The 20921-nt window shown below is 73.0% G+C and carries 20 protein-coding genes and 1 pseudogene; 11 read left to right on the top strand and 10 right to left on the bottom strand.

The features are described 5' to 3' along the window. The first annotated feature begins 90 nt into the window (after positions 1-90). Positions 91-1338 carry a ricin-type beta-trefoil lectin domain protein gene (locus ACFW48_RS34470; protein ID WP_386321962.1) on the top strand — a complete coding sequence of 416 codons (1248 nt, stop codon included), beginning with the start codon at positions 91-93 and terminating at the stop codon, positions 1336-1338. 15 nt (positions 1339-1353) lie between these two features. On the opposite strand, the gene ACFW48_RS34465 is transcribed toward ACFW48_RS34470, so the two are convergent. After that, complete coding sequence (locus ACFW48_RS34465) at positions 1354-1590, bottom strand: hypothetical protein (RefSeq protein WP_386321960.1); 237 nt, start codon at positions 1588-1590, stop codon at positions 1354-1356. A 461-nt stretch (positions 1591-2051) separates the two neighbouring features. On the opposite strand from ACFW48_RS34465, the gene ACFW48_RS34460 reads away from it, so the two are divergent. The 4 genes from ACFW48_RS34460 (at position 2052) to ACFW48_RS34445 (ending at position 6376) form a co-directional block, all read left to right on the top strand. Next, the gene (locus ACFW48_RS34460; protein ID WP_386321958.1) at positions 2052-3083 is read left to right on the top strand and encodes a PHP domain-containing protein; all 1032 of its coding nucleotides are present in this window, start codon (positions 2052-2054) and stop codon (positions 3081-3083) included. Positions 3084-3139: 56 nt separating this feature from the next. Continuing rightward, positions 3140-3796, top strand: coding sequence for an HAD family hydrolase (locus ACFW48_RS34455; RefSeq protein WP_386321956.1), 657 nt, complete (start codon positions 3140-3142; stop codon positions 3794-3796). Between the two features lie 61 nt (positions 3797-3857). After that, a complete protein-coding gene (locus ACFW48_RS34450; RefSeq protein WP_386321954.1) occupies positions 3858-5048 on the top strand; it encodes an aromatic acid exporter family protein in 1191 nt (396 codons plus the stop codon). A gap of 296 nt (positions 5049-5344) precedes the next feature. Then, entirely contained in the window at positions 5345-6376 is a 1032-nt protein-coding gene (locus tag ACFW48_RS34445; RefSeq protein ID WP_386321952.1) for an SDR family oxidoreductase, read from the top strand. A gap of 82 nt (positions 6377-6458) precedes the next feature. On the opposite strand, the gene ACFW48_RS34440 is transcribed toward ACFW48_RS34445, so the two are convergent. Together ACFW48_RS34440 and ACFW48_RS34435 are read right to left on the bottom strand one after the other, a co-directional pair. Further along, positions 6459-6806 carry a hypothetical protein gene (locus ACFW48_RS34440; protein ID WP_386321950.1) on the bottom strand — a complete coding sequence of 116 codons (348 nt, stop codon included), beginning with the start codon at positions 6804-6806 and terminating at the stop codon, positions 6459-6461. 75 nt (positions 6807-6881) lie between these two features. After that, positions 6882-8171 carry an ROK family protein gene (locus ACFW48_RS34435; RefSeq protein WP_386321948.1) on the bottom strand — a complete coding sequence of 430 codons (1290 nt, stop codon included), beginning with the start codon at positions 8169-8171 and terminating at the stop codon, positions 6882-6884. A 203-nt stretch (positions 8172-8374) separates the two neighbouring features. On the opposite strand from ACFW48_RS34435, the gene ACFW48_RS34430 reads away from it, so the two are divergent. The 3 genes from ACFW48_RS34430 (at position 8375) to ACFW48_RS34420 (ending at position 11333) form a co-directional block, all read left to right on the top strand. Then, on the top strand, positions 8375-8869 hold the full coding sequence (locus tag ACFW48_RS34430) for an FBP domain-containing protein (protein WP_386321946.1): 495 nt from the start codon (positions 8375-8377) through the stop codon (positions 8867-8869). A gap of 114 nt (positions 8870-8983) precedes the next feature. Further along, entirely contained in the window at positions 8984-10240 is a 1257-nt protein-coding gene (locus ACFW48_RS34425; RefSeq protein WP_386321944.1) for an aromatic acid exporter family protein, read from the top strand. 46 nt (positions 10241-10286) lie between these two features. Beyond that, positions 10287-11333 (top strand): hypothetical protein, encoded by a 1047-nt coding sequence (locus ACFW48_RS34420; protein WP_386321942.1) that lies wholly within the window; start codon positions 10287-10289, stop codon positions 11331-11333. 29 nt (positions 11334-11362) lie between these two features. On the opposite strand, the gene ACFW48_RS34415 is transcribed toward ACFW48_RS34420, so the two are convergent. Together ACFW48_RS34415 and ACFW48_RS34410 are read right to left on the bottom strand one after the other, a co-directional pair. Continuing rightward, complete coding sequence (locus ACFW48_RS34415; RefSeq protein WP_386321940.1) at positions 11363-12088, bottom strand: DUF2470 domain-containing protein; 726 nt, start codon at positions 12086-12088, stop codon at positions 11363-11365. Positions 12089-12278: 190 nt separating this feature from the next. Further along, positions 12279-12887 (bottom strand): TetR/AcrR family transcriptional regulator, encoded by a 609-nt coding sequence (locus ACFW48_RS34410; RefSeq protein WP_386321938.1) that lies wholly within the window; start codon positions 12885-12887, stop codon positions 12279-12281. 122 nt (positions 12888-13009) lie between these two features. Between ACFW48_RS34410 and ACFW48_RS34405 the strand changes: the two genes are divergently transcribed. After that, on the top strand, positions 13010-14557 hold the full coding sequence (locus ACFW48_RS34405) for a cytochrome P450 (RefSeq protein ID WP_386321936.1): 1548 nt from the start codon (positions 13010-13012) through the stop codon (positions 14555-14557). Here ACFW48_RS34405 and ACFW48_RS34400 read toward each other — a convergent pair. From ACFW48_RS34400 to ACFW48_RS34380, 5 genes are all read right to left on the bottom strand, one after another. Beyond that, positions 14519-15349: a pentapeptide repeat-containing protein gene (locus ACFW48_RS34400; protein ID WP_386321934.1), complete on the bottom strand. Its 831-nt coding sequence runs from the start codon at positions 15347-15349 to the stop codon at positions 14519-14521. The genes ACFW48_RS34405 and ACFW48_RS34400 overlap by 39 nt on opposite strands. A gap of 68 nt (positions 15350-15417) precedes the next feature. Next, positions 15418-16383: a sigma-70 family RNA polymerase sigma factor gene (locus ACFW48_RS34395; RefSeq protein WP_386321932.1), complete on the bottom strand. Its 966-nt coding sequence runs from the start codon at positions 16381-16383 to the stop codon at positions 15418-15420. Between the two features lie 4 nt (positions 16384-16387). Then, positions 16388-17131, bottom strand: coding sequence for a PIG-L deacetylase family protein (locus tag ACFW48_RS34390; RefSeq protein ID WP_386321931.1), 744 nt, complete (start codon positions 17129-17131; stop codon positions 16388-16390). Positions 17132-17188: 57 nt separating this feature from the next. Then, positions 17189-18490, bottom strand: coding sequence for an alpha/beta fold hydrolase (locus ACFW48_RS34385; RefSeq protein WP_386321929.1), 1302 nt, complete (start codon positions 18488-18490; stop codon positions 17189-17191). 119 nt (positions 18491-18609) lie between these two features. Further along, a complete protein-coding gene (locus ACFW48_RS34380; RefSeq protein WP_386321927.1) occupies positions 18610-19635 on the bottom strand; it encodes a LacI family DNA-binding transcriptional regulator in 1026 nt (341 codons plus the stop codon). 232 nt (positions 19636-19867) lie between these two features. Between ACFW48_RS34380 and ACFW48_RS34375 the strand changes: the two genes are divergently transcribed. Both ACFW48_RS34375 and ACFW48_RS34370 read left to right on the top strand, forming a co-directional pair. Continuing rightward, entirely contained in the window at positions 19868-20623 is a 756-nt protein-coding gene (locus tag ACFW48_RS34375) for a (Fe-S)-binding protein (protein ID WP_386321925.1), read from the top strand. Next, a pseudogene (locus ACFW48_RS34370) lies at positions 20620-20921 on the top strand ((4Fe-4S)-binding protein); the annotation flags it as partial. The gene ACFW48_RS34375 and the pseudogene ACFW48_RS34370, both read left to right, overlap by 4 nt.

The raw sequence follows: 20921 nt of genomic DNA, 5'->3' as shown, positions 1-20921 counted from the left end.
TAATTCACTACTTGAATCAAGAGGCGACACCCTTACCCCCCACCTCGGTCGGCGCCCCCGTCCCCGGGCCGCCGTACGGAAGGGAGAGCCGTGGTCCGTCCACGCCTGCTCCGCAGATGTCTCCTCGCCGCCGCCCTGTCCGCCGGGCTGGCCGCTTCCCTGGTGACCGGCCCCGCCCGGGCGGAATCCGGAACCGTCAGGGCCGCCGACGCCTCGGCCGCCGCCGTGACGTTCTCCGACACCTTCGACGGACCGGCCGGTGCGGCCGTCGACTCCTCGAAGTGGCAGATCGAGACCGGCGACAACGTCAACAACCACGAACGGCAGTACTACACCTCCGGCAACCGCAACGCCGCCCTGGACGGCCGGGGCAACCTGGTCATCACGGCCCGCAAGGAGAACCCGGCCAACTACCAGTGCTGGTACGGCACCTGCCAGTACACCTCCGCCCGGCTCAACACCTCCGGGAAGTTCACCGCGCAGTACGGGCACGTGGAGGCGCGGATGAAGGTGCCGCGCGGGCAGGGCATGTGGCCGGCGTTCTGGATGCTCGGCACCCCGGTCGACTGGCCGGACTCCGGCGAGATCGACATCATGGAGAACGTCGGCTTCGAGCCCTCCACCGTGCACGGCACCATCCACGGCCCCGGCTACTCCGGCGCGGGCGGCATCGGCGCCGGCTACACCCTGCCGGGCGGCCAGGCCTTCGCGGACGGCTTCCACACCTTCGCCGTCGACTGGGCGCCCGACTCGATCACCTGGTCGGTGGACGGCAACGTCTACCAGCGGCGCACCCCGGCCGACCTGGGCGGGAAGCAGTGGGTGTTCAACAAGCCGTACTTCCTGATCCTCAACCTGGCGGTCGGCGGCTACTGGCCCGGCGACCCGGACGGCTCCACCGTCTTCCCGCAGTCACTGGTGGTGGACCATGTCTCGGTGACGACGAGCGACTCGTCGACCGGCGGCGCGATCACGGGCCTCGGCGGCAAGTGCGTGGACGTCGCCGCGGCGAACTCGGCCAACGGCACCCCCGTACAGCTCTACGACTGCAACGGCACCGCGGCCCAGCGGTGGACGGTGGGCTCCGACGGCACGATCCGGGCGCTCGGCAAATGCCTGGACGTCAACGGGGGCGGCACGGGGGACGGCACGGTCGTCCAGCTGTGGGACTGCAACGGCAGCGCCGCCCAGCGGTGGGTCGTCACCGCGGCGCGCGACATCGTCAACCCGCAGGCCGACAAGTGCCTCGACGCCACCGGCAACAGCTCGGCCAACGGCACCCGCCTGCAGATCTGGACCTGCACGGGCGGCGCCAACCAGAAGTGGACGGTCGGCTGAGGCACCCGGGCGGGGCTAGTGCGGCGTCCAGGTGAACTTGTCCCCGCCCACCCAGCGGACCACGTCCGGGTCGTCCAGGTCGTGGACCGTGATGCCGAAGGCCGCGGCGGCCAGCAGTACATCGGTGACCGCCTTGGCCTCACCGACCACCTGGCCGTCGATCTCCACGATCCGGAACGGCGGCGTGCCCGGCTGCACCTGGAGCACGAGGATCCGCGGACTGCCGATGTGCGGGCTCTCGATTTCGGTCATGCCTAGAGGGTAGGCCGCAACCCGCGGTAGCGGCCGGGCGGAGGAGCCCGCGGCGGGCCACACGACGGCCCCCGCCGCGGCTTCGTCCCGCCGCGGCTTCGTCCCGCGGCGGCTTCGTCCCGCGGCGCGGTCCCCTCATCAGGGGCGCCGCCAGTCGTCGCCCGTCAGATGGGATCCGCCATCGGGCCCATCCGGAGCAGGCCGCCGTCGACGCTCCAGGGCGCACCGGTGACGTACGAGGCGTCCGGGTGAGCAGGCCGAGGCCGCCCTTGGCCGCGCAGCTCCTCTTCGGCGCTCCTCGGCTCCTCGGCTCTGCGGCTCCTCGGCCGCGCGGCACGGAGCGGTGCGCGGGGCCCCGCGGTACCCGGGTGCGTAAGCACGAACCGCTCGGCCCGTGGTGCGGGTACGGGGGCGCTGGGGAACCCTGGACGTGCCGGAGCAGGCCGCAGGAGGAGGTGGCGATGGAGCCCGTCGAGGCGTTGGAGCGGATCGCGTTCCTTCTGGAGCGGTCCCAGGCGCCGACGTACCGTGTCCGCGCCTTCCGCACCGCGGCCCGGGTGCTCGGTGAGCTGCCCGCCGGCGAGCTGCGCGAGCGGGCCGGGTCGCTGGAGTCGCTGAAGGGCGTCGGCCCCAAGACGGCCCAGGTCGCGCGCGAGGCACTGTCCGGGCAGGTGCCCGGCTACCTGGAGAAGCTGGAGGGCGAGGCGGAGACCCCGCTCGCCCGGGGCGGTGAGCGGCTGCGGGAGCGGCTGCGCGGCGACTGCCACCTGCACTCCGACTGGTCCGACGGCGGCAGCCCGATCGAGGAGATGGGCCGGGCCGCCGCGGCACTCGGGCACGACTGGGCGGCGCTGACCGACCACTCGCCCCGGCTGACGGTGGCGCGCGGCCTGTCCCCCGAGCGGCTGCGCGAGCAGCTGGACGTGGTGGCCGGGCTCAACGAGACCTGGGCGCCCTTCCGGCTGCTGACCGGCATCGAGTGCGACATTCTCGACGACGGTTCGCTGGACCAGGAACCGGAGCTGCTGGAGCGGCTCGACGTCGTCGTGGTGTCCGTGCACTCCAAGCTGCGGATGGACTCCCGCGCCATGACCCGCCGCATGGTCACCGCCGTACGTGATCCGCACGCGGACATCCTGGGCCACTGCACCGGGCGGCTGCTGACCGGGCGGGGGCGGCCGGAGTCGGAGTTCGACGCGGACGAGGTGTTCGCCGCCTGCGCGGAGTCCGGCACCGCCGTGGAGATCAACAGCCGGCCGGAGCGGCTCGATCCGCCGCGCCGGCTGCTGCGCCTGGCGGTGGAGGCGGGAGTGCTGTTCTCCATCGACACCGACGCGCACGCGCCCGGCCAGCTGGACTGGCAGATCCACGGGTGCGCTCGGGCGGAGGAGTCCGGGGTGCCCGCGGAGCGCGTCGTCACCACGTGGTCCCTGGACGAACTGCTGGCCTGGACGCGTGAGGGCCGTACGCCGTCCGGAGTGGCAGGCCGCTGACGTGGTACCCGCCGGGTCACACGCGGACCAGGATCGGACCAGGAAGGGACCAGTGCATGGAACGGGCGGCCGTGTTCGACGTCGACGGAACCCTCGTCGACACCAATCACCTGCATGTGACGACCTGGTGGGAGGCGTTCCGGCAGGCCGGCCACCAGGTGCCGATGCACGCCATCCACCGTGCGGTGGGCCTCGCCTCCACCGACCTCATCGGGCACCTGCTGGGCGAGGACCGGGACACGGACCAGGATGCGCGGCTGAGCGCCGCCCACAAGGCGCTGTACGGGCAGTACTTCGACCGCCTGCCGGCGCTGCCGGACGCCGGGGAACTGCTGCGCCGTCTGGCCGGCGACGGCTGGAAGGTCGTCCTCGCCACCTCGGCGGGCGGCCCGGAGCTGGGCGCGCTGCGGCGGGCGATCGACGCGGACGACGCGATCGCCGCCACCGCGAGCGCCGACGACGTCGACGCGGGCAAGCCGGCGCCCGAGCCGGTGGAGCACGCCCTGGAACTGGCCGGGGTGCCGGCCGAGCGGGCGGTCTTCGTCGGCGACACCGTGTGGGACATGCGCGCGGGCAGCCGGGCCGGGGTGCGCTGCGTGGCGGTGCTGTGCGGCGGTCTGCCCCGCGCCGACCTGGCGGAGGCGGGCGCGGACGCGGTCTACGCCGACCCGGCCGACCTGCTGGCGTCGCTGAAGGAGAGCCCGTTCGCATGAGCCACCGTGCCGTGCCTCACTTCCGGGCGCGTCGGCCGGTCGCGCGGGTACCCGGCGCCGTATGACCGCTGTGATCAGTACTGCCCGGGAGATACTCCGGGGACGGCGGCCCCTGGCCGCGGTGTGGTGGGAGGCGTGCGCCGTAGGGCGGTCCGTGCGGGCCGCATGGCAGGGCCCCGGACGGGAACGCGACCTGGTCGTGCAGTCGCTGAAGGCCGCGGGCGCCGCGCTGATCGCCTGGGCCGTGGCAGGCGTCTGGCTGGACGATCCGATGGCACTGATGGCTCCCTGGGTCGCCCTCGTCCTCGTACAGGCCACCGTCTACAGCTCCGTGCGGCAGGCCGGGCAGCAGTTCACGGCGATCTGCGTCGGAGCGCTGGCGGCGTCGGGGGCGCAGGCCCTCACGGAGGACAACACGGGGGCGCTGGTGCTCTCCCTGCCGGTGCTGATGCTGATCGCGAACTGGTCCCGTTTCGGCGGTCAGGGCATCTACACGGCCACCACCGCGATCTTCGTCCTTGCCTCCGGCACGGCGATCTCGGCTCCCGCGGTCGGGCACCGGGTGGGGCAGGCGGCGCTCGGCGCGGTCATCGGTGTCACGGTCAACGCCTTCGTACTGCCGCCGATCCATCTGCGGGACGTGCGCGAGAACCTCGCCGCGCTGGCCCGGGAGGCAGGTGACGTCCTGCACTCCGTGGCCGACGATCTGCGGAAGACGGAGTGGGACGCGCAGACGGCGGCCGCCTGGCCGAGTGACGCGGCGCGGCTGCAGCGGCGCCTGGAGGCCCTGGAGTCGGCCCGGTCCTGGAGCAGGGAGAGTCTGCGCCTCACCTCCCGCCTGCTGCGCAGGCTGCACCGCGCGCCCACCGCCGTCCCGCCCGAGGACGAGGACCAGCGGTGGAGTCGCGTCACCGGGAACATCACGGCGCTGACCCGGGCGCTGGCGGTGGCGGCCGACGAGCGCCGGACGCCCACCCCGCCCGAGGGGCCGGTGCTGGACCTGTACGCGCGGTTGCTGGAACTGATCGGCGACTCCTGCCATGCCGAGGCCACCCGTCTGCTGGGCGAGACCGTCGATGCCCGGCCGGAGGAAGCGACGGAGACGACGATGGAGGAACTGCACCGGCGGCTGCAGGAGGGGTTGCGGGAGGAGGCCGGGCGGGAGGCCGCTCGGATCGCGGTCCTGGGGACGCTGCTGCTGCAGGCCGAGAACCTGTGGGCCGAGATCGTGCCCGAGCCCCAGAAGCGGTGACGCACATCACCCCAAAACGCTACAGACGGTGGAACACCGGCAGCCCCTCCCCCGTTGAAGAGGGCGTGGGTACGGACGGGACAGTGTCCCCGGGCCTCACCTATTGCCCACAGGGACGATCGTTCGGCTGAAGCCCTGTGGAGCCTTTCGCCGAGAGGCGACCGCCGTCCGTATCCACCTCGTACCGCCCCGATCGTGATTCCCCCGTCGCGATCGGGGCTACTTCTTGCGTGCCTCGGCGACCAGGCGGGTACCCGGTGACCTCCCTACGGGCAGGCGGCGGAGAGGAGCGCAAGGTGAGCAGCGCAACGGGCAGCAGGATCGTGGTCACGGGTGCCACCGGCAACGTGGGCACCAGCGTGGTGCGGCTCCTGTCGGAGGATCCGGAGGTCGGCTCCGTGCTGGGGCTGGCCCGGCGGATTCCCGACTGGTCGCCCCCGAAGACGGAGTGGGCCGCGGTCGACCTGGCCTCGGAGCGGGCCGACCTGACCGGACACCTCGCCGGCGCCGACGCGGTGGTGCATCTGGCCTGGGCGTTCCAGCCGACGCACGACCCGGCGACGACCTGGCGCACGAATGTGCTCGGCTCCATCCGGGTCTTCGAGGCGGTGGCCGCCGCCGGGGTGCCGGCACTGGTGCACGCCTCGTCGGTCGGCGCCTACTCGCCGGGGCCGAAGGACCACGCGGTCGACGAGTCCTGGCCGACGCACGGCTGGCCGGACGCCGCGTACTGCCGGGAGAAGGCCTACCTGGAGCGCGCCCTGGACACCTTCGAGCGCGACCACCCGGGGATCCGGACGGTACGGATGCGGCCGGCCTTCCTCTTCAAGCGGGAGTCGGCGAGCGAGCAGCGCCGGATCTTCGGCGGCAAGTTCCTGCCGGGGCCGCTGGCGCGTCCGGAACTCCTCCCCTTCCTGCCGGACATTCCCGGCCTGAGGGTGCAGGCGTTGCATACGGACGACGCTGCCAACGCGTACCGGCTGGCGGTGCGCTCCGAGGATGCCCGGGGCCCCTACAATCTCGCGGCCGAACCGCCGGTCGACGCCGAGCTGCTGGGCGAGATGTTCGGTGTCCGTCCGGTGCGGCTGCCCCGCACCGCGGCCCGCTCGGCGATCGCCGCCGCGTGGGGGCTGCACCTGCTGCCCGCCTCTCCGCACCTCTTCGACGCGGTGCTGCGGCTGCCGCTCATGGACTGCACGCGGGCGCGCGCGGAGCTGGGCTGGCGTCCGGAGCGCACGTCCACAGAGGTGCTGGAGGAGTTCCTGGAGGGCTTCCAGCAGGGCGCGGGCGCCGCCACGGAGCCGCTGCGGGGACGCAAGGTCGGCTGAGCGCGAGGACGGTGCGGGCCCGGGCCCGCACCGTCGCGTCTCGCGTCGCCGCCGATGGGCCGCAGCACCCGGTCGGACCCGGTCAGCCCGAGGACTCGTCGGGCGCCGGGTGTTCGGGGTGTACGGCGCCCGATTGCGGATCGCCCTGCCGGCCGGTCCCCGCCTCGTCCGTGTCGGGAACGTCGGTGGCGGACCCGGCAGCCGGTTCCGCCGTGTCGTCGCGGGTGTCGCCCGTGTCGCCCGTGTCGCCGGTGTCGTCGGTCCGGGCGTCCTCGTCGCCCTCGGGACGCTGGCCCTGCTCGCGCTGCTCGCGCGTGGGCGCGGCGGCCTCCCACGGGTCGTCGCCGGTGCCGGCCTGCTGGTCGGGCATGTCCCGCGGGACGGGGGCGGCACCGTTCTCGCCCGGTCCTTCGAGGCGGTGGTCGGTCACGGCGCACTCCTTCTCGCTGCGGTCCTGCGGGTCGTCCGAGCGGCATCGGGTACCTCCGCGACGACCGGCGAAACCTCAGTGCGGCGCCCGCTCCTCGAGCGCCGTGCGCCAGGCGGGGGCCGGGTACTCGGGCACCGGGTCGGGGCGCCGGCCGCCACGCGAGAAGAAGGCGGCCAGCGGCAGGATCGCGGCGCCGACGGTGACCGCGTCCGGGCCGAGCCGCCCCAGGTCGACCGTCACCTTCTCGGCGGGATGGCGCAGCGCGTACGACACCGCGTGGCGGCGTACGGCGGGCAGGAAGCGGGTGCCGAGCTGGAGCCCGGCCCAGCCGCCGATGAGAATGCGCTCGGGTTGGAAGAGGTTGATCAGGTCGGACAGACCGGCGCCCAGGTACTCGGCGGTCTCCTCCAGGACGGCGAGCGCGACCGGGTCGGCCGCCTCGCCGTCGGCCGGGTAGGCGGCGGCGAGCATCGTGGTCAGGGCGCTCTCCTCGTCGGTGCCCTCGGGCACCCGGCCGCCCTCCTCCCGCCAGCGGGCCAGCAGGGACTCGGCGCCCGCGTACGCCTCCAGGCAGCCGAGCGCGCCGCAGCGGCAGCGGCGGCCTCGGACCCGGACCGTCAGGTGCCCCCATTCGACCGCCCGGCCGTGCTCGGCCTCGGGGGTGACGAGGCTGGCGCCGACGCCGGAGCCGAAGAGGACCACGACCGCGTTGCGGGCGCCGCGTCCGGCGCCGAACCACATCTCTGCCTGGCCGAGGGTCCTGGCACCGTTGTCGATGAGGTAGGGGACGGTGTCGGGCAGCGGGGAACCGGCGCGGAGCAGGGCCTCCAGCGGGACCGCGTCCCAGCCGATGGTCTGGCCGTGCACGACGGCTCCCCGGTCCGGGGTCTGCTCGACGATGCCGGGGACGCCGATTCCGGCGCCGAGCAGCCGCTCGGGTGCGAGGCCGGCCGCGGCCAGCACCTCGGCGATCCCGTCGCGGATGTGGCCCACGATCACCTCGACGTCGTACCGCTGCTGGGTCAGCGGGCGTTCGGCGCGGGCCAGTTCGGTGAGTGTCAGGTCGAACAGCTCGACGCGGACCCGGGTCTCGCCGACGTCCACGCCGATCATGTGGCCGCTGCCGGGGGCCACGCGCAGCAGGGTGCGGGGCCTGCCGCCGTCGGAGTCGACGCTGCCGGCCTCCTCCACCAGGCCGTCGGCGAGCAGGTCGGCGACGACGTTGCTGACGGAGCCGGAGCTGAGCCCGGTCGCGGGGCCCAGTTCGAAGCGGCTGAGCGGTCCGTCGAAGTAGAGCCGTTGCAGCACGGCCGTACGGTTGGCCCTTCTGAGGTCGCGCACCGTGCGCCCGTTCCGCCCCGTCATGTGGCTCCTCCCGTACCTTGCCCGGTCTGCAACATACCCCTCCGGGACTACGGCACGCGATTTCCCTCTCTCCTTAATTCACGCTATGAACTCGCGCTCGCGAAATTCACTGGCGTCACCCCTCCACGGCTATCTACGCTAGGCGAAAACCTAGACCTCCTAGGTTTCGCAACCGGCCGTCGATACGCGATCGGAGTTCCTCCATGAGAGCACTCACCGAACAGGACATCCGCAACTCCTTCATCAACTGCTCGAAGGGCGAGGCCAAGCGCCTGGCCATCCCTCGCGATCTCGGCGAGCACCCCTGGGACGATCTCGACTTCCTGGGCTGGCGGGACCCCGGGGCTCCGGACCGCGGCTATCTGGTCACCGACCACGGCGAGCGCCTCACCGGCGTCGCCCTGCGGTTCCAGCAGGCTCGGCGCGGCTTCTTCCAGCGCAGCATGTGCGGGCTGTGCCTGACCACCCACCCACGGGGCGGGGTGTCGCTGATGACCGCGCGCAAGGCGGGTCCGGCCGGCCGCGAGGGCAATTCGGTCGGCCTGTACATGTGCACCGACCTCGCCTGTTCCCTGTATCTGCGGGGCAGGAAGGCGCCGGAGAGCGGCACCCGCTTCGAGGAGAGTCTCACCCTGGAGGAGCAGGTCGCCCGGACCCTGGGCAACCTGTCGGCCTTCCTCGCCAAGGTGTCCGCCTGACGTTCACGGATGCCCGCCGACGTACGGCGCGTGAGAACCGCTTCCGCCCCCTTTGTCCGGTTACCGTCCTGTCCGGATACGTTCGAGGCGCCTGGGGAAGGGAACAGCCCGAGGATGCGGGATGTACGTAAGAGTGCGGCGGCGGCTCTGCGGCGGGTGAAGTGGCTCAGGGACCCCATGGTCGTGCAGGCGCTGCGATCGGCCGCCGCGGCCTCGATCGCCTATGTCATCGCGGTGCGGCTGACCCCCGACAAGTCGGCGGCACCGCTCACCGCGCCCCTGACCGCGCTGCTGGTCGTCCAGGTCACCCTGTACGCCACGCTCAAGATGAGCTTCCGCCGTGTGAACGCCGTGGTGGCCGGTGTCCTGGTCGCCATCGCCTTCAGCCAGCTGGTCGGGCTGAGCTGGTGGAGTCTGGCCCTGCTGATCGTGGCGGCGCTGGGCGTGGGGCACCTGGTGCGGGCGCACGAGTTCACCGCCGAGGTGGCGATCAGCGCGATGCTGGTGCTCGGCGTGACCTCGCACGGGAGCCTGGCGTGGGCGCGGGTGGTGGAGACACTGATCGGGGCGATCGTCGGGCTGTCCTTCAACCTGATCCTCGCCCCTCCGGTGTGGGTGGAGCAGGCCGGCGAGTCCATCGAGGGGCTGGCCCGGCGGGTGCGGCAGTTGATGCTGCGTATGGGTGAGGAGGCCGCCGACAGCACTCCGTTCCACGCGGCGGCGGCCCGGCTGCACGAGGCCCGCCGGCTCGACCACGACATCGGCGAGGTGGACGAGGACCTCCGCCAGGCCGAGGACAGCCTGCGGTTCAATCCCCGTGTGCGCGAGGGTCTGCTCCACCGGGTGGTGCTGCGTACCGGTCTGGACACCCTGGAGATCTGCACGGTGGTGATGCGGGTTCTCGCGCGCACCTTCACCGACCTCGCGAAGGAACGTGAACCGGATCCCCTGTTCCCGCCGGAGACGGGCGCCACCATCCAGCAACTGCTGTCCGAGATCGCCGACGCGGTGGTCAGCTTCGCGGTGCTGGTGACCACCAGCGCGAGCGAGGACGCCGAGTCCGCGGAGGAGCGCCTGACCGCCGAGCTGCGGCAGGCCGCGGTCACCCGGGACAAGCTGTCCCAGCTGCTCCTGACGGAGGTGCAGCGCAGTCCCCTGCATTGGCAGTTGCAGGGTGCGGTACTGACCGAGGTCAATCGCATCATCGACGAGATGGACACCGAGCACCGCTCTCGTCGGCTCCTGGAGGAGCTGGACCACCACACGCGCGAGCTGCGCGAACGCATGCCGCGGCTGACCCGTCTGCGGGACCGGGCGCGGGCGCGGCTCCGGAAGCGGAACCGCAGCGCTGCCGCGCGTCGTTCTCCTTGAGGAAGAGGACGAGGAACAGTTGGGACTCGGAAGAGGGGGCGTACGGATGACCGACACCAGCGTGCGGATCGACGGGAACAGGCTACTGCTGCCGGGCGGTGCGGCGGTCCGCTTCGTCCGCACCCTGCGACTGCCCGAGACGGGCACCCACCCGCTGCCGCCGGGGCTCGGCGAGTTCCCGGTCCGCCGGGTCGCCGACTACGCCGACACCGTGCCCGAGGCGTGGCGGGCGCGCGGAGGCGTGATGCTGCCGGTGTACCTGCGCGAGGCCATGTGGCTGAGTTTCGCCGGCACGACGGAGCCCGCCGCGCTCCAGGTCGGGGTGGGCAAGGTGTGCGCGGTCTCGGGCAAGCCCTGGAGCGACCGGCTCGCCCGCGACCCGCAGAACTACGTGGTGCTCCCCCGTCAGCCCTGGCTGGACGGCATCAACTCCGGGACGGGCACGGTCCGCCAGTTCGTGGCGGTGCCGCTCGGCATGGGGGCGACCGTCGAGGGCCAGGTCACCGGCGATGAGGTCTGGGGCGGTGTCCAGTTGCAGGCCTTCCCACTGGGTGACGCCGAGCTGGCCCGCTGGCGTGAGGAGGAGCGGCGCCGGACCGAACTGGCACGCGGGGCGGCCCGGTCGGGCGGAGCCTACGGGGCCGCGATGCCGATGTCCGCCGCGGCCGCTCCGGGCGCGGCCCCGGCCCACGCGGGCGCGGCCCGGTCCGCGCCGGCCATGGGGCTCGGTGTCGGTGGGTCCATGCGGCAGGAGGTGTACCGCGACGAACGTCCGCTGACGGACTGGGCGGAGCGGCCCGCGGGCCGGGTCTTCGTCCATCTGGTGACGCCGCCGGAGTGGCGGCGCGTCACCGGCGAGGTGCCGCCGCCGTCCCCCGTGGACCGGGCCGCGTACACGCGGGCCGGCCTGCCCTGGTACGACTACTACGACCAGGACGCCCACGACCTCGCGCCGACCGATCCGCTCCAGGACGTCAAGCCGGTCGGGGACTGGATCGGAGACGACCACGAGCCGTGGCAGTCGCCCGCACAGCAGCAGGTCCTACCGCTCAAGGACACACCGGGCGCGCCGGTGGAGGACGGGGACTGGTAGTCACGGGGCCGCCAGCGAGGCCGTTCCCCTCACCCGTCGCCGTCGGTGCGCTGCCGCTGCAGGGCCCGGGGGCAGGAGGCGGCGCTCGCCTGCGCCAGCAGCACGTGCATCCGCTCGGTGAGCTGCGCGATGTCGTCGGCGGGCGCGTGGAAGGGCAGGCGTACGTCGCCGTGGGAGCGGGCGCGCTCGATGCGCAGCGTCAGTCCGTGCCGGTCGACGGCGAGCGGCCGCACCCGGACCGCGCCGTGCAGGCTGTCGGCGTCGACGAGCCGGGTCAGCCGCTCCACGGCGTCACCGTGGCAGTCGGCGAGATGGGTCAGCAGCCGGGCCTCCGCCAGGGCCAGCGGGTCGGGCCCGGCGGCGGTGAACTCGTCGAGGCCGACGACCACGGCGCCGGACGGCTGCCGCAGCACCACGCGGGTGGGCGTGAACGCCAAGTGGCCGTCCTCCAGGGCGAACCAGCCCGCGAGCCAGAGCCGGGCCCTGATCCGGCCCCGCACCGGGACGGGCGCCACGTCGGCGAACTCCAGCACGGCGGACGGCTCGCCGCGGGGCGCGCAGATCGCCGCCGCGAGCAGGGCGCTGTCCTCGGGCACGTGCAGCAGCACCCGGCCGTCGTGGGCCACGGAGTGCGCGCCGACGAACTCCTCGCGGCCGCCCTCCGCGGTCACCGCGCAGGACCAGGCGGCGGCGAGTACGGAACGGGCCTGCTCCGCCGCGGCGGGCGCGGCCGTCCAGGTGTGGCTATCACCCATCCCCGACCTCCTTCGTCAGTTCATTGAGTCATTGAGCAAAGATCATTGGTTCATTAGGTAAGGCTCACCTAACTTATAGGAGATCGGAGTGCGCGCCAACCAGGACGCGTGTTCTTTGCGGAACTTTTCAGTGCACGAGAGGGCGCATTTCAGCGACTTGAGCGCGCGTTTCGAAGTGCAACGGGGGCGCTCACGGCGCGATGGCACCCAGCAGAGCCCGTGCGCACAGGTCGCGCACCTGCTCCCGGGCCGGCTCCGGGTCCCGCAGCCACTCCAGGCAGACCGCGGTGGTGAACGCCAGCCAGCCGCGCACCGCCAGCCGTACGTCGGTCCGCGCCTCGAAGGCCGGACCGAACTCGGGGTCCGCGGACAGGGCTTCGAGGATCTGCCGCTCCTGTGCCGCGAGGGCCTGCCGATAGACCCGGCGCACCGCCTGGTCCCCGGTCGCGTCGGCACGGTGGAAGGCGCGGTAGCCGTGCGCGTGGGCCCGGACGTACTCCAGGTACGCGTCGAGTCCGGCGGTGAGCTGCTCCCGGACCGGAACGCCGGGCACGGCCGCCGTCATCCGCAGCATGCGCCGGCTCTCGCGCTCGACGACCGCCGCGAAGAAGTCCCGTTTGGTCGGGAAGTAGTGGTACAGCAGTCCCCGGGAGACGCCGGCGATCTCGGCGACCTGCTCGATCCACACGTCGTCGTAGGGGCTGTCCGAGAACAGCCGCGCACCCACCGACAGCAACTGCTCCCGTCGCTCGCCGGTGCTGAGCCGGCGGCGCGTGCGCTCGCCCTGGTTCGCGGCCATGTCCGCACCTTACTTGACGTCGGTTCAACAACGGGACGAGACTGAGCCGCGTTATTGAATCCATGTACAACAGGCTTGCCTCGGCACGTGCAACACGCCGCTGCGTCAAGGGAGATCGCGTCATGGCGGAGACGACGAACGGAACGGCACCGGACGGACTGCCGAAGGGGTTCCGCAGCGCCGAGCTGGGCTGGCCCGAACTGCATCGCCTCCCGCATCCGCCGTACCGGCTCCCCCTGCTGGGAGATGTGGTGGGTGCCGGCAGGCGCACTCCGATGCAGGACTCGCTGCGCTACGCCCGGCAACTGGGGCCGATATTCCGGCGGCGGGCCTTCGGCAAGGAGTTCGTGTTCGTGTGGGGCGCCTCGCTCACCGCCGACCTCGCCGACGAGGAGCGGTTCGCCAAGCATGTGGGACTCGGCGTGGCCAACCTGCGGCCGGTCGCCGGGGACGGACTGTTCACGGCGTACAACCACGAGTCCAACTGGCAGCTCGCGCACGACGTCCTCGCGCCCGGGTTCAGCCGCGAGGCCATGGCGGGCTACCACGTGATGATGCTGGACGTGGCGGGACGGCTCACGGACCACTGGGACCGGGCTCAGGCGGCGGGGCGGGCGGTGGACGTGCCCGGCGACATGACCAAGCTGACGCTGGAGACGATCGCGCGCACCGGATTCGGGCACGACTTCGGGTCCTTCGAGCGTGCCCGGCTCCATCCCTTCGTGACCGCGATGGTGGGCACACTCACCTACGCACAGCGCCTCAACACCGTGCCCGCCCCGCTGGCCCCGTGGCTGCTGCGCGGCGCGAGCCGCCGCAACGCCGCCGACATCGCCTACCTCAACCGCACGGTCGACGACCTGGTCCGCGCCCGCAGGGCCGCCGGCGGCGACGGCGACGGCGACCTGCTCGACCGGATGCTGGAGACGGCCCATCCCGAAACCGGTGAGCGGCTGTCGCCGGAGAACGTCCGCCGCCAGGTCATCACCTTCCTGGTGGCCGGGCACGAAACCACCTCGGGCGCGCTCTCCTTCGCCCTGCACTACCTCGCCCAGCACCCCGACGTCGCGGCCCGGGCCCGTGCCGAGGTGGACCGGGTATGGGGCGACACGGAGGCGCCCGGCTACGAGCAGGTGGCCAAACTGCGCTACCTGCGCCGGGTGCTGGACGAGTCGCTGCGGCTGTGGCCGACCGCGCCCGCCTTCGCGCGGGAGGCCCGCCGGGACACGGTGCTGGACGGGACGTATCCGATGCGGCGCGGTGCCTGGGCGCTGGTGCTCGCGGGGATGCTGCACCGCGACCCGGAGGTCTGGGGACCGGACGCCGAGCGGTTCGATCCGGACCGCTTCGACGCCAAGGCCGTACGGGCGCGTGCCCCGCACACCTTCAAGCCGTTCGGAACCGGGGCGCGGGCGTGCATCGGGCGGCAGTTCGCGCTGCACGAGGCGACGCTGGTCCTGGGGCTGCTGCTGCGCCGCTACGAGCTGCGGCCCGACCCGGACTACCGGCTCCGGGTGACCGAGCGGCTGACGCTGATGCCGGAAGGGCTGCGGCTGCGGCTGGACCGGCGGACCGCGGCCGGCCGGCCCGGCGCGACGCCGGACCCCGCGTCCGACGCCGAGGACGCCGCCTCAGAGCCCCGCTGTCCAGTGCACGGGATGGGTGACTGACCCCGGCAGTCTGGTGCCGGAGCTGCCCCGGGCCGCGGTGAGCTGCGGCTGGGTGAGGAAGAAGGCGCCCGTCAGGTCCGCGTCCGTGAGGTCGGCGTCGCGCAGGTCGGCCCCGATCAGGTCCGCGCCCCGCAGATCCGCGCCGGTGAGGTCGGCGGCGATGAGGTAGGCCCCGCGCAGATCGGCCCCGCTGAGATCGGCGCCCTTGAGGCGGGCGCCCATGAGGTCGGCGTTGCGGCGGTTCTTCTTCTTGCCGCGGGTACCGGCCCGCACGAGTTCGCTGGTGCGCAGCAGCAGCGCGTTGACCCGCTGCCGGTGCTCGGCGACGTCGAGGGCGGCCAGCTCGTCGGGAGTCCCGCCGGTGAGGCGCTCGGTGTCGGTCAGGGCGCGGCGCAGGTCGGCGTGGACCGGGCGGGCCGCGGGCAGGGTCAGGGCCTCGGTCAGGTACCAGAGCAGTTCGTGCAGCTGGCGGACGACCGGGAACACGTCGAAGACGCGGCGGGTCCGCTCCGGCGGGCCGGTGCGCCAGTCCTGACCCCCGAAGGTGATCTGCGAGACCTTCTGTCCGGCGCCGAAGCAGTCGTAGACCGTGCAGCCGGTGAAGCCGCTCTGCCGCAGCCGCGCGTGGATACCGCAGCGGTGGTCGCCCTGAAGGTTCGGGCAGGGCTTTCCGGCATCCTTGTCGATGGCGAAGTCCGCCGAGCGGGAGAAGGGCAGGGCCACGCAGCACAGGCCGAAGCAGCGCTCGCAGTCGCCGCGCAGTTCCGCCTGGTCAGTCGTGTTTTCTCGCATGCCGTCGAGGATACGGGCCGCCGTCGCGCCACCGCGCCGACGGCCCCGGTCCCGGTGGGCGGCGCCGGTCAGGCCTCCAGGGCGGACAGGTCCAGTCGGGCCAGCCGCTCGGGGTCGGACAGGATGTAGAGGCCGGTGATGAGCCCGTCGACGACGGTGACATAGGTGACCGACCGCGGACGCCCCTGCGACACGGCGACGGTGCCGACCGCGCCGTTGACCAGGACGAGACGTGCGAGACCGGCGAGATGGCGGAAGTGGAACGCCCCGGTGGCGACCGTCCGCGCCCCCCGCACCACCTTCGACGCCGCCACTCCCGAGGCGAGCGCGCCGGCGTCGGCCCGCAGCACCACGTCCGGGTGGAGGACGGACACCAGGGCCTCGAAGTCGCCGGCGCGGCTGGCGGCCAGGAACGCCTCGACGGCCCGGCGCTGCCGGCCGAGATCCGGGTCGGCAGCGGGCGTGGCCTCCCTGGCCCGGCGCCGCGCCCTGCTGGCCAACTGCCGGGTGGCGGCCGGACTGCGCTCCACGATCGTCGCGATGTCGTCGAAGGGCACGGAGAACATGTCGTGCAGCACGAACGCCAGCCGCTCGGCGGGCTCCAGGGTCTCCAGTACGACCAGCAGGGCCAGGCCCACCGAGTCGGTGTGCAGGGCCTCCTGCTCCGGATCGCCCTGCGGCAGCGCCCTCAGCACGGGATCCGGGACGAAGGTGTCGAAGCCTTCGGTCATCGGTTCCTCGCGGCGCGCGGTGCGTGAGCGCAGCAGGTCCAGGCAGACCCGGCCGGTCACCGTGGTCAGCCAGGCGCCGAGGTTGTCGATGCCGTCCGCGCCGGTGCGGTCGAGGCGCAGCCACGTCTCCTGCACCGCGTCCTCCGCCTCGGTCAGTGAACCGAGCATGCGGTAGGCCACGGCCTTCAGCTGCCCCCGGTGCTCCTCGAACCGCTCCGCCAGACGCTGCTGCCCCCGCACGGTCCGCTGCTCCCGCGCGCTCTGTTCCCCCTGCACGTGGTGCTCCCCCCGCTCCCCCGCCATGCCGCTACCGTCCGAAGACTTCGAAGGTCACCGCCGGCTTCCCGCCGAACCGCTCACCCGCCGCCTCGGCGAACCCGACGAGGAACCCGCGCACGTACGTCTCCGGGTCCTCGTCGGTCAGCGCCTCGATGTACGTGCGGTGTTCGAGCAGGGAACGCACCGCGCGCTCCAGCCCGGGCGTGGCGTCCACGGCGTGCGTGGGCGAGGAGGAACCCGCGACGGCGACCCAGCGCACGCCGTTCCAGGGTTCGAGGCCCTGCTCCGTCAGCTCCGGGAAGATCCACCGGTTGCCGGCGTCGCCCGCCGCGTCGAGCGTGGCACGGCCGACGGCGACGTGGTCCGGGGTGTTCCAGGCGACGCCGCCCCAGGTGTCCCGGTGGTTCATGGTGATGACCAACTCCGGGCGGTACCGGCGGATCGCGGCGGCGATGTCGCGGCGCAGGGCGGTGCCGTACTCGACGACACCGTCCCGGTGGTCGAGGAACTCCACCTCGCTCACCCCGACGACGGCCGCGCTCGCCCGCTGCTCCCGCTCCCGCAAGGGGCCGCACTCGGCGGGCGCCATGGTGTCGATGCCCGCCTCGCCGCGGGTCGCGAGGACGTAGGCGACCTCGCGGCCCTCGTCGGTCCAGGCCGCGATCGCCGCCGAGCAGCCGTACTCCAGGTCGTCCGGGTGGGCGACGACGGCCAGGGCGCGCCGCCAGTCGCCGGGCATGGGCTCCAGTTGCGTGATCGTCGGCTCCGTCATGCCCGCACACTAACCCGTGCCGCCGACATCCCACCCGGAATTCGAACGCGTCGCCGTTCAGGCCTCGTCGCGGGCGAGCGCGAGCAGCCGGTCCAGGACGCGGGGGCCGCCGGCCCGTACGCCGTCGTGCTCGAATTCGTCGGTGACCCAGGTGCGCAGGCCGCGGATCGCACGTGCGGTGGTCAGCGCGTGGCCGGTGTCGACGTACATGTCGTCGTGGTAGACCGCAGCGGCGGTGGGCACCTCGTTGGCGGCGAGGCGGGCCGGGTCGTACAGGGGCGTCCAGTCGGTGCGGGCGGCGAGGAGTTCGGCGGTCTCGCGCAGCGGGCGCAGAGCCGGGTCGCAGTCGAACAACCAGGGGTGGACCGACTCGCCGGTGAACAGCAGCGGTTCGTCGCCTGCGAGAGCCTTGGCGGCGTCGAAGCGCGGGAACTCGGCGCGGACCCGCTCGGCCGACCAGTCGGTAGGGCGCGCGTCCTGGCCGTAGATGGCCTCGTGGACCAGGGCGTAGAGCGGGTGGCCGGCGTACGACAGCAGGCCCTGCACCTGCTCCTGGAAGGCGTCGGACAGCTCGTGTCCGCGCGGAGTGCGGACGAAGGCGTCCTCCAGGAGGAAGTGCAGGCGGTGGCTGCCCTCGCCGCCGCCGAGGAGGATGCCGAGGGACTGGAAGGCCTCCACGGTGAACCGGTAGCCGTTCGGCAGGACCACGTCGTGGGTGAGCAGGTGGTCGGCGATGCGGCGGGCGCGCTCGATGTCCTGCGGGTAGCGGGCGTAGTGCGCGACGACCTTGCGCTCGATGCGGGGGTAGGCGGCCCGGTAGACGTCGTCGGCGTGGGCGTCCAGGGAGGGCAGGCCGCCGGTGACCAGGGCGGTGCTCAGCCCCTCGGGGGCCAGCGACAGGTAGGCGACGGTGCAGAAACCGCCGAAGCTCTGGCCGAGGACGGTCCAGGGGGCGCCGCCGGTGACCTGGGGGCGGATGGCCTCGCAGTCGCGGACGATGGCGTCGGCGCGGAAGTGGGTGAGGTAGTCGGCCTGCTCGGCGGGGCCGCCGCGCAGCGGGAGCGTCTGGCGGTTGGCGGGCGTGGAGGCACCGGTGCCGCGCTGGTCCAGGAGCAGCACCCGGTAGTCCTTCAGGGCGCGACCGAGCCAGGCGGGACGGCCGATGAAACGGTTCGCCCCGAAGCCGGGACCGCCCTGGAGATAGACCAGCCACGGCAGGTTCTGGCCCGTCCGGTCGCTCGCGACGGCCTCGCGCGCGTACAGCTCGATCGTCTCCCCGGAGGGGTTCGCGTGGTCGAGGGGCACGGTGAAACGGCGGTCGGTGAGGACGACGCCGGGCTGACGGTAGCTGACGCTCAACGGGGCTCCCGGAACGGATGGACGGACCATACGGACGGATCTTTCGACCGTGTCCCAGTTCAGCACATGGTTCTGCGGCCTGAGACCCCCGGGAGGCGATATTCGTGCTGAACGACGGGTCAGCGGGCGGCGAGGCTGGACCGCCGCACGACCAGTTCGGGCTGGAGCACGACCCGCCGGTGCGTGTGGGCCCGGTCCGCGCCCTGCGACTCCGTCTCCTCCAGGAGCAGCTCGGCGGCCATGGCGCCCATGGTGACGGCCGGCTGGCGCACGGAGGTGAGCGGGACGGCCGCGGCGGCGGCGAACTCGATGTCGTCGTAGCCGACGATCGCGAGGTCGTCGGGGACGCCGACCCCGGCGGCGTACACGGCCTGGAGGACTCCGAGGGCCAGCAGGTCGTTGGCGCAGAAGACGGCGGTCGGCCGGTCGGAGAGGCCGAGGAGGCGGGCGCCTGCGTCCCGGCCCGCGGCGACGTCGAGCCGCTCGGTGGGCAGTTCGCGCAGCGCGTCGGGACCGAGTCCGGCCTCGGCGAGCACGCGCAGGGCGCCGGTGCGGCGGTCGCGCACCTGGTTGAGGCCGGGCGGGCCGCTGACGTAGGCGATGGAGCGGTGTCCGGCGTCCACGAGGTGACGTACCGCCAGGGCGCCGCCCGCGACGTCGTCGACGGAGACGGAGCACTCGGTGGTGCCCTCGGCGACACGGTCGACCAGCACGAAGGGGATGTTGTGCCGCCGGAAGCCCTCGATGTTGCGGCCGGTGGCGTCGGCCGGGGTCAGCAGTACACCGCGGACCCGCTGCTCGGCGAAGAGCGAGAGGTACTCGGCCTCCTCCCCCGGGTTCTGAGCGCTGTTGCAGACCATCACGCCGAGCCCGGCGTCGCGCGCGGCCCGCTCGGCGCCGCGCGCGACGTCGACGAAGAAGGGATTGCCCATGTCCAGCACGAGCAGCCCCATGATGCGGCTGCGGCCCGCGCGCAGCTGGCGCGCGGACTCGCTGCGGACGTAGCCGAGCCGGTCGATCTCGGCGAGTACGCGCGCGCGGGTCTCGGCCGCGACGGTGTCGGGGCGGTTGATGACGTTGGAGACCGTGCCCACGGATACTCCGGCGGCGCGGGCGACGTCCTTGATACCCACCGAATGGGCCATCGGGCAGGGACCTCCAGGGTCGGGCTGGGCAACGCACCGGGACGTGGCGGCCGGAAGACCTTCACACATTACCCGCGCCGCCCCGCGAAGGTCCCCGTCAGGCGGGCGGCCGGAAGCGGTCGACGTAGTGGGTCGCGCCGACGGGGGGCCTCCCCCGGCTCCGGTATGCCGACTACCCTGCGTTTCATCCGATGATCACGATGTTCGAGCCGGCCGATCACAAGGAGCCGCGATGCGTGTCGCCCTGTTCCTGACCTGCGTCAACGACACGTTGTATCCGGACACCGGCCGTGCCGTGGTGAAGCTGCTGACCAGACTGGGCGTCGAGGTCGACTTCCCGATGGCCCAGACCTGCTGCGGGCAGGCGCACTACAACACCGGGTACCGGCACGAGGCGGAGCCGCCGGCCCGGCACTTCTCGGACGTCTTCGAGGACTACGAGGCGATCGTGACGCCGTCGGGTTCGTGCGCGGCGATGGTGCGGGAGCTGTATCCGCGGATGGGTGAGCGGGCGCGGGCGGAGGGGCGCGGGGACACGCTCGCGGCAGCTCTGGCGCCGGTGGTGCCGAAGACGTACGAGCTGACGGAGTTCCTGGTGGACGTGCTGGGGGTCACGGACGTGGGGGCGTACTACCCGCACACGGTGACGTACCACCCGACCTGCCACGGGCTGCGGAGCCTGGGCCTCGGCGACCGGCCCCGGCGGCTGCTGGAGGCGGTGAAGGGGCTGGAGCTGGTCGAGCTGCCCGGCGCCGAGGAGTGCTGCGGCTTCGGCGGCACCTTCGCCGTGAAGAACGCGGACGTGTCGGCCGCGATGGGCGCGGACAAGGTGCGCAACGCCGAGTCGACGGGCGCCGAGGTGCTGTGCGCGGCCGACAACTCGTGCCTGATGCACATCGGCGGGACCATGACGCGGCTGCGGACGGGCATGCGGCCGGTGCACATCGCGGAGATCCTGGCGGGCACGGAGGAGGCGGCGACCGTATGAGCGGGACCTATCTGGGGATGCCGGCCTTTCCCGAAGCCGCACGTGCGGCCGTGCACGATCCGACGCTGCGGAGGAATCTGCGGCACGCGACGCACACCATCCGGGACAAGCGGGCGGCGGCGGTCGCAGAGCTGGACGACTGGGCGGCGCTGCGCGAGGCCGGGAAGCGGATCAAGGACCACACGCTGCGCCATCTCGACCGATACCTGGTGCGGGTGGAGGAGGCGGTCACGGCGGCCGGCGGGACCGTGCACTGGGCCGCCGACGCCGAGGAGGCCAACCGGATCGTCGCGGACCT

This window comes from Streptomyces sp. NPDC058812, assembly GCF_042744565.1.
GTDB classification, from domain to species: Bacteria; Actinomycetota; Actinomycetes; order Streptomycetales; family Streptomycetaceae; genus Streptomyces; species Streptomyces thinghirensis.
This window is presented reverse-complemented; position numbering and strand designations above follow the sequence as displayed.

What these genes read in the sequence shown, in the direction of transcription:
- ACFW48_RS34380 (WP_386321927.1), bottom strand. Translation starts at nt 19,635, where the DNA reads ATGGCCCATTCGGTGGGTATCAAGGACGTCGCCCGCGCCGCCGGAGTA.
- ACFW48_RS34395 (WP_386321932.1), bottom strand. Translation starts at nt 16,383, where the DNA reads ATGGCGGGGGAGCGGGGGGAGCACCACGTGCAGGGGGAACAGAGCGCG.
- ACFW48_RS34460 (WP_386321958.1), top strand. Translation starts at nt 2,052, where the DNA reads ATGGAGCCCGTCGAGGCGTTGGAGCGGATCGCGTTCCTTCTGGAGCGG.
- ACFW48_RS34375 (WP_386321925.1), top strand. Translation starts at nt 19,868, where the DNA reads ATGCGTGTCGCCCTGTTCCTGACCTGCGTCAACGACACGTTGTATCCG.
- ACFW48_RS34435 (WP_386321948.1), bottom strand. Translation starts at nt 8,171, where the DNA reads ATGACGGGGCGGAACGGGCGCACGGTGCGCGACCTCAGAAGGGCCAAC.
- ACFW48_RS34405 (WP_386321936.1), top strand. Translation starts at nt 13,010, where the DNA reads ATGGCGGAGACGACGAACGGAACGGCACCGGACGGACTGCCGAAGGGG.
- ACFW48_RS34430 (WP_386321946.1), top strand. Translation starts at nt 8,375, where the DNA reads ATGAGAGCACTCACCGAACAGGACATCCGCAACTCCTTCATCAACTGC.
- ACFW48_RS34455 (WP_386321956.1), top strand. Translation starts at nt 3,140, where the DNA reads ATGGAACGGGCGGCCGTGTTCGACGTCGACGGAACCCTCGTCGACACC.
- ACFW48_RS34450 (WP_386321954.1), top strand. Translation starts at nt 3,858, where the DNA reads ATGACCGCTGTGATCAGTACTGCCCGGGAGATACTCCGGGGACGGCGG.
- ACFW48_RS34400 (WP_386321934.1), bottom strand. Translation starts at nt 15,349, where the DNA reads ATGCGAGAAAACACGACTGACCAGGCGGAACTGCGCGGCGACTGCGAG.
- ACFW48_RS34410 (WP_386321938.1), bottom strand. Translation starts at nt 12,887, where the DNA reads ATGGCCGCGAACCAGGGCGAGCGCACGCGCCGCCGGCTCAGCACCGGC.
- ACFW48_RS34415 (WP_386321940.1), bottom strand. Translation starts at nt 12,088, where the DNA reads ATGGGTGATAGCCACACCTGGACGGCCGCGCCCGCCGCGGCGGAGCAG.
- ACFW48_RS34425 (WP_386321944.1), top strand. Translation starts at nt 8,984, where the DNA reads ATGCGGGATGTACGTAAGAGTGCGGCGGCGGCTCTGCGGCGGGTGAAG.
- ACFW48_RS34465 (WP_386321960.1), bottom strand. Translation starts at nt 1,590, where the DNA reads ATGACCGAAATCGAGAGCCCGCACATCGGCAGTCCGCGGATCCTCGTG.
- ACFW48_RS34390 (WP_386321931.1), bottom strand. Translation starts at nt 17,131, where the DNA reads ATGACGGAGCCGACGATCACGCAACTGGAGCCCATGCCCGGCGACTGG.
- ACFW48_RS34420 (WP_386321942.1), top strand. Translation starts at nt 10,287, where the DNA reads ATGACCGACACCAGCGTGCGGATCGACGGGAACAGGCTACTGCTGCCG.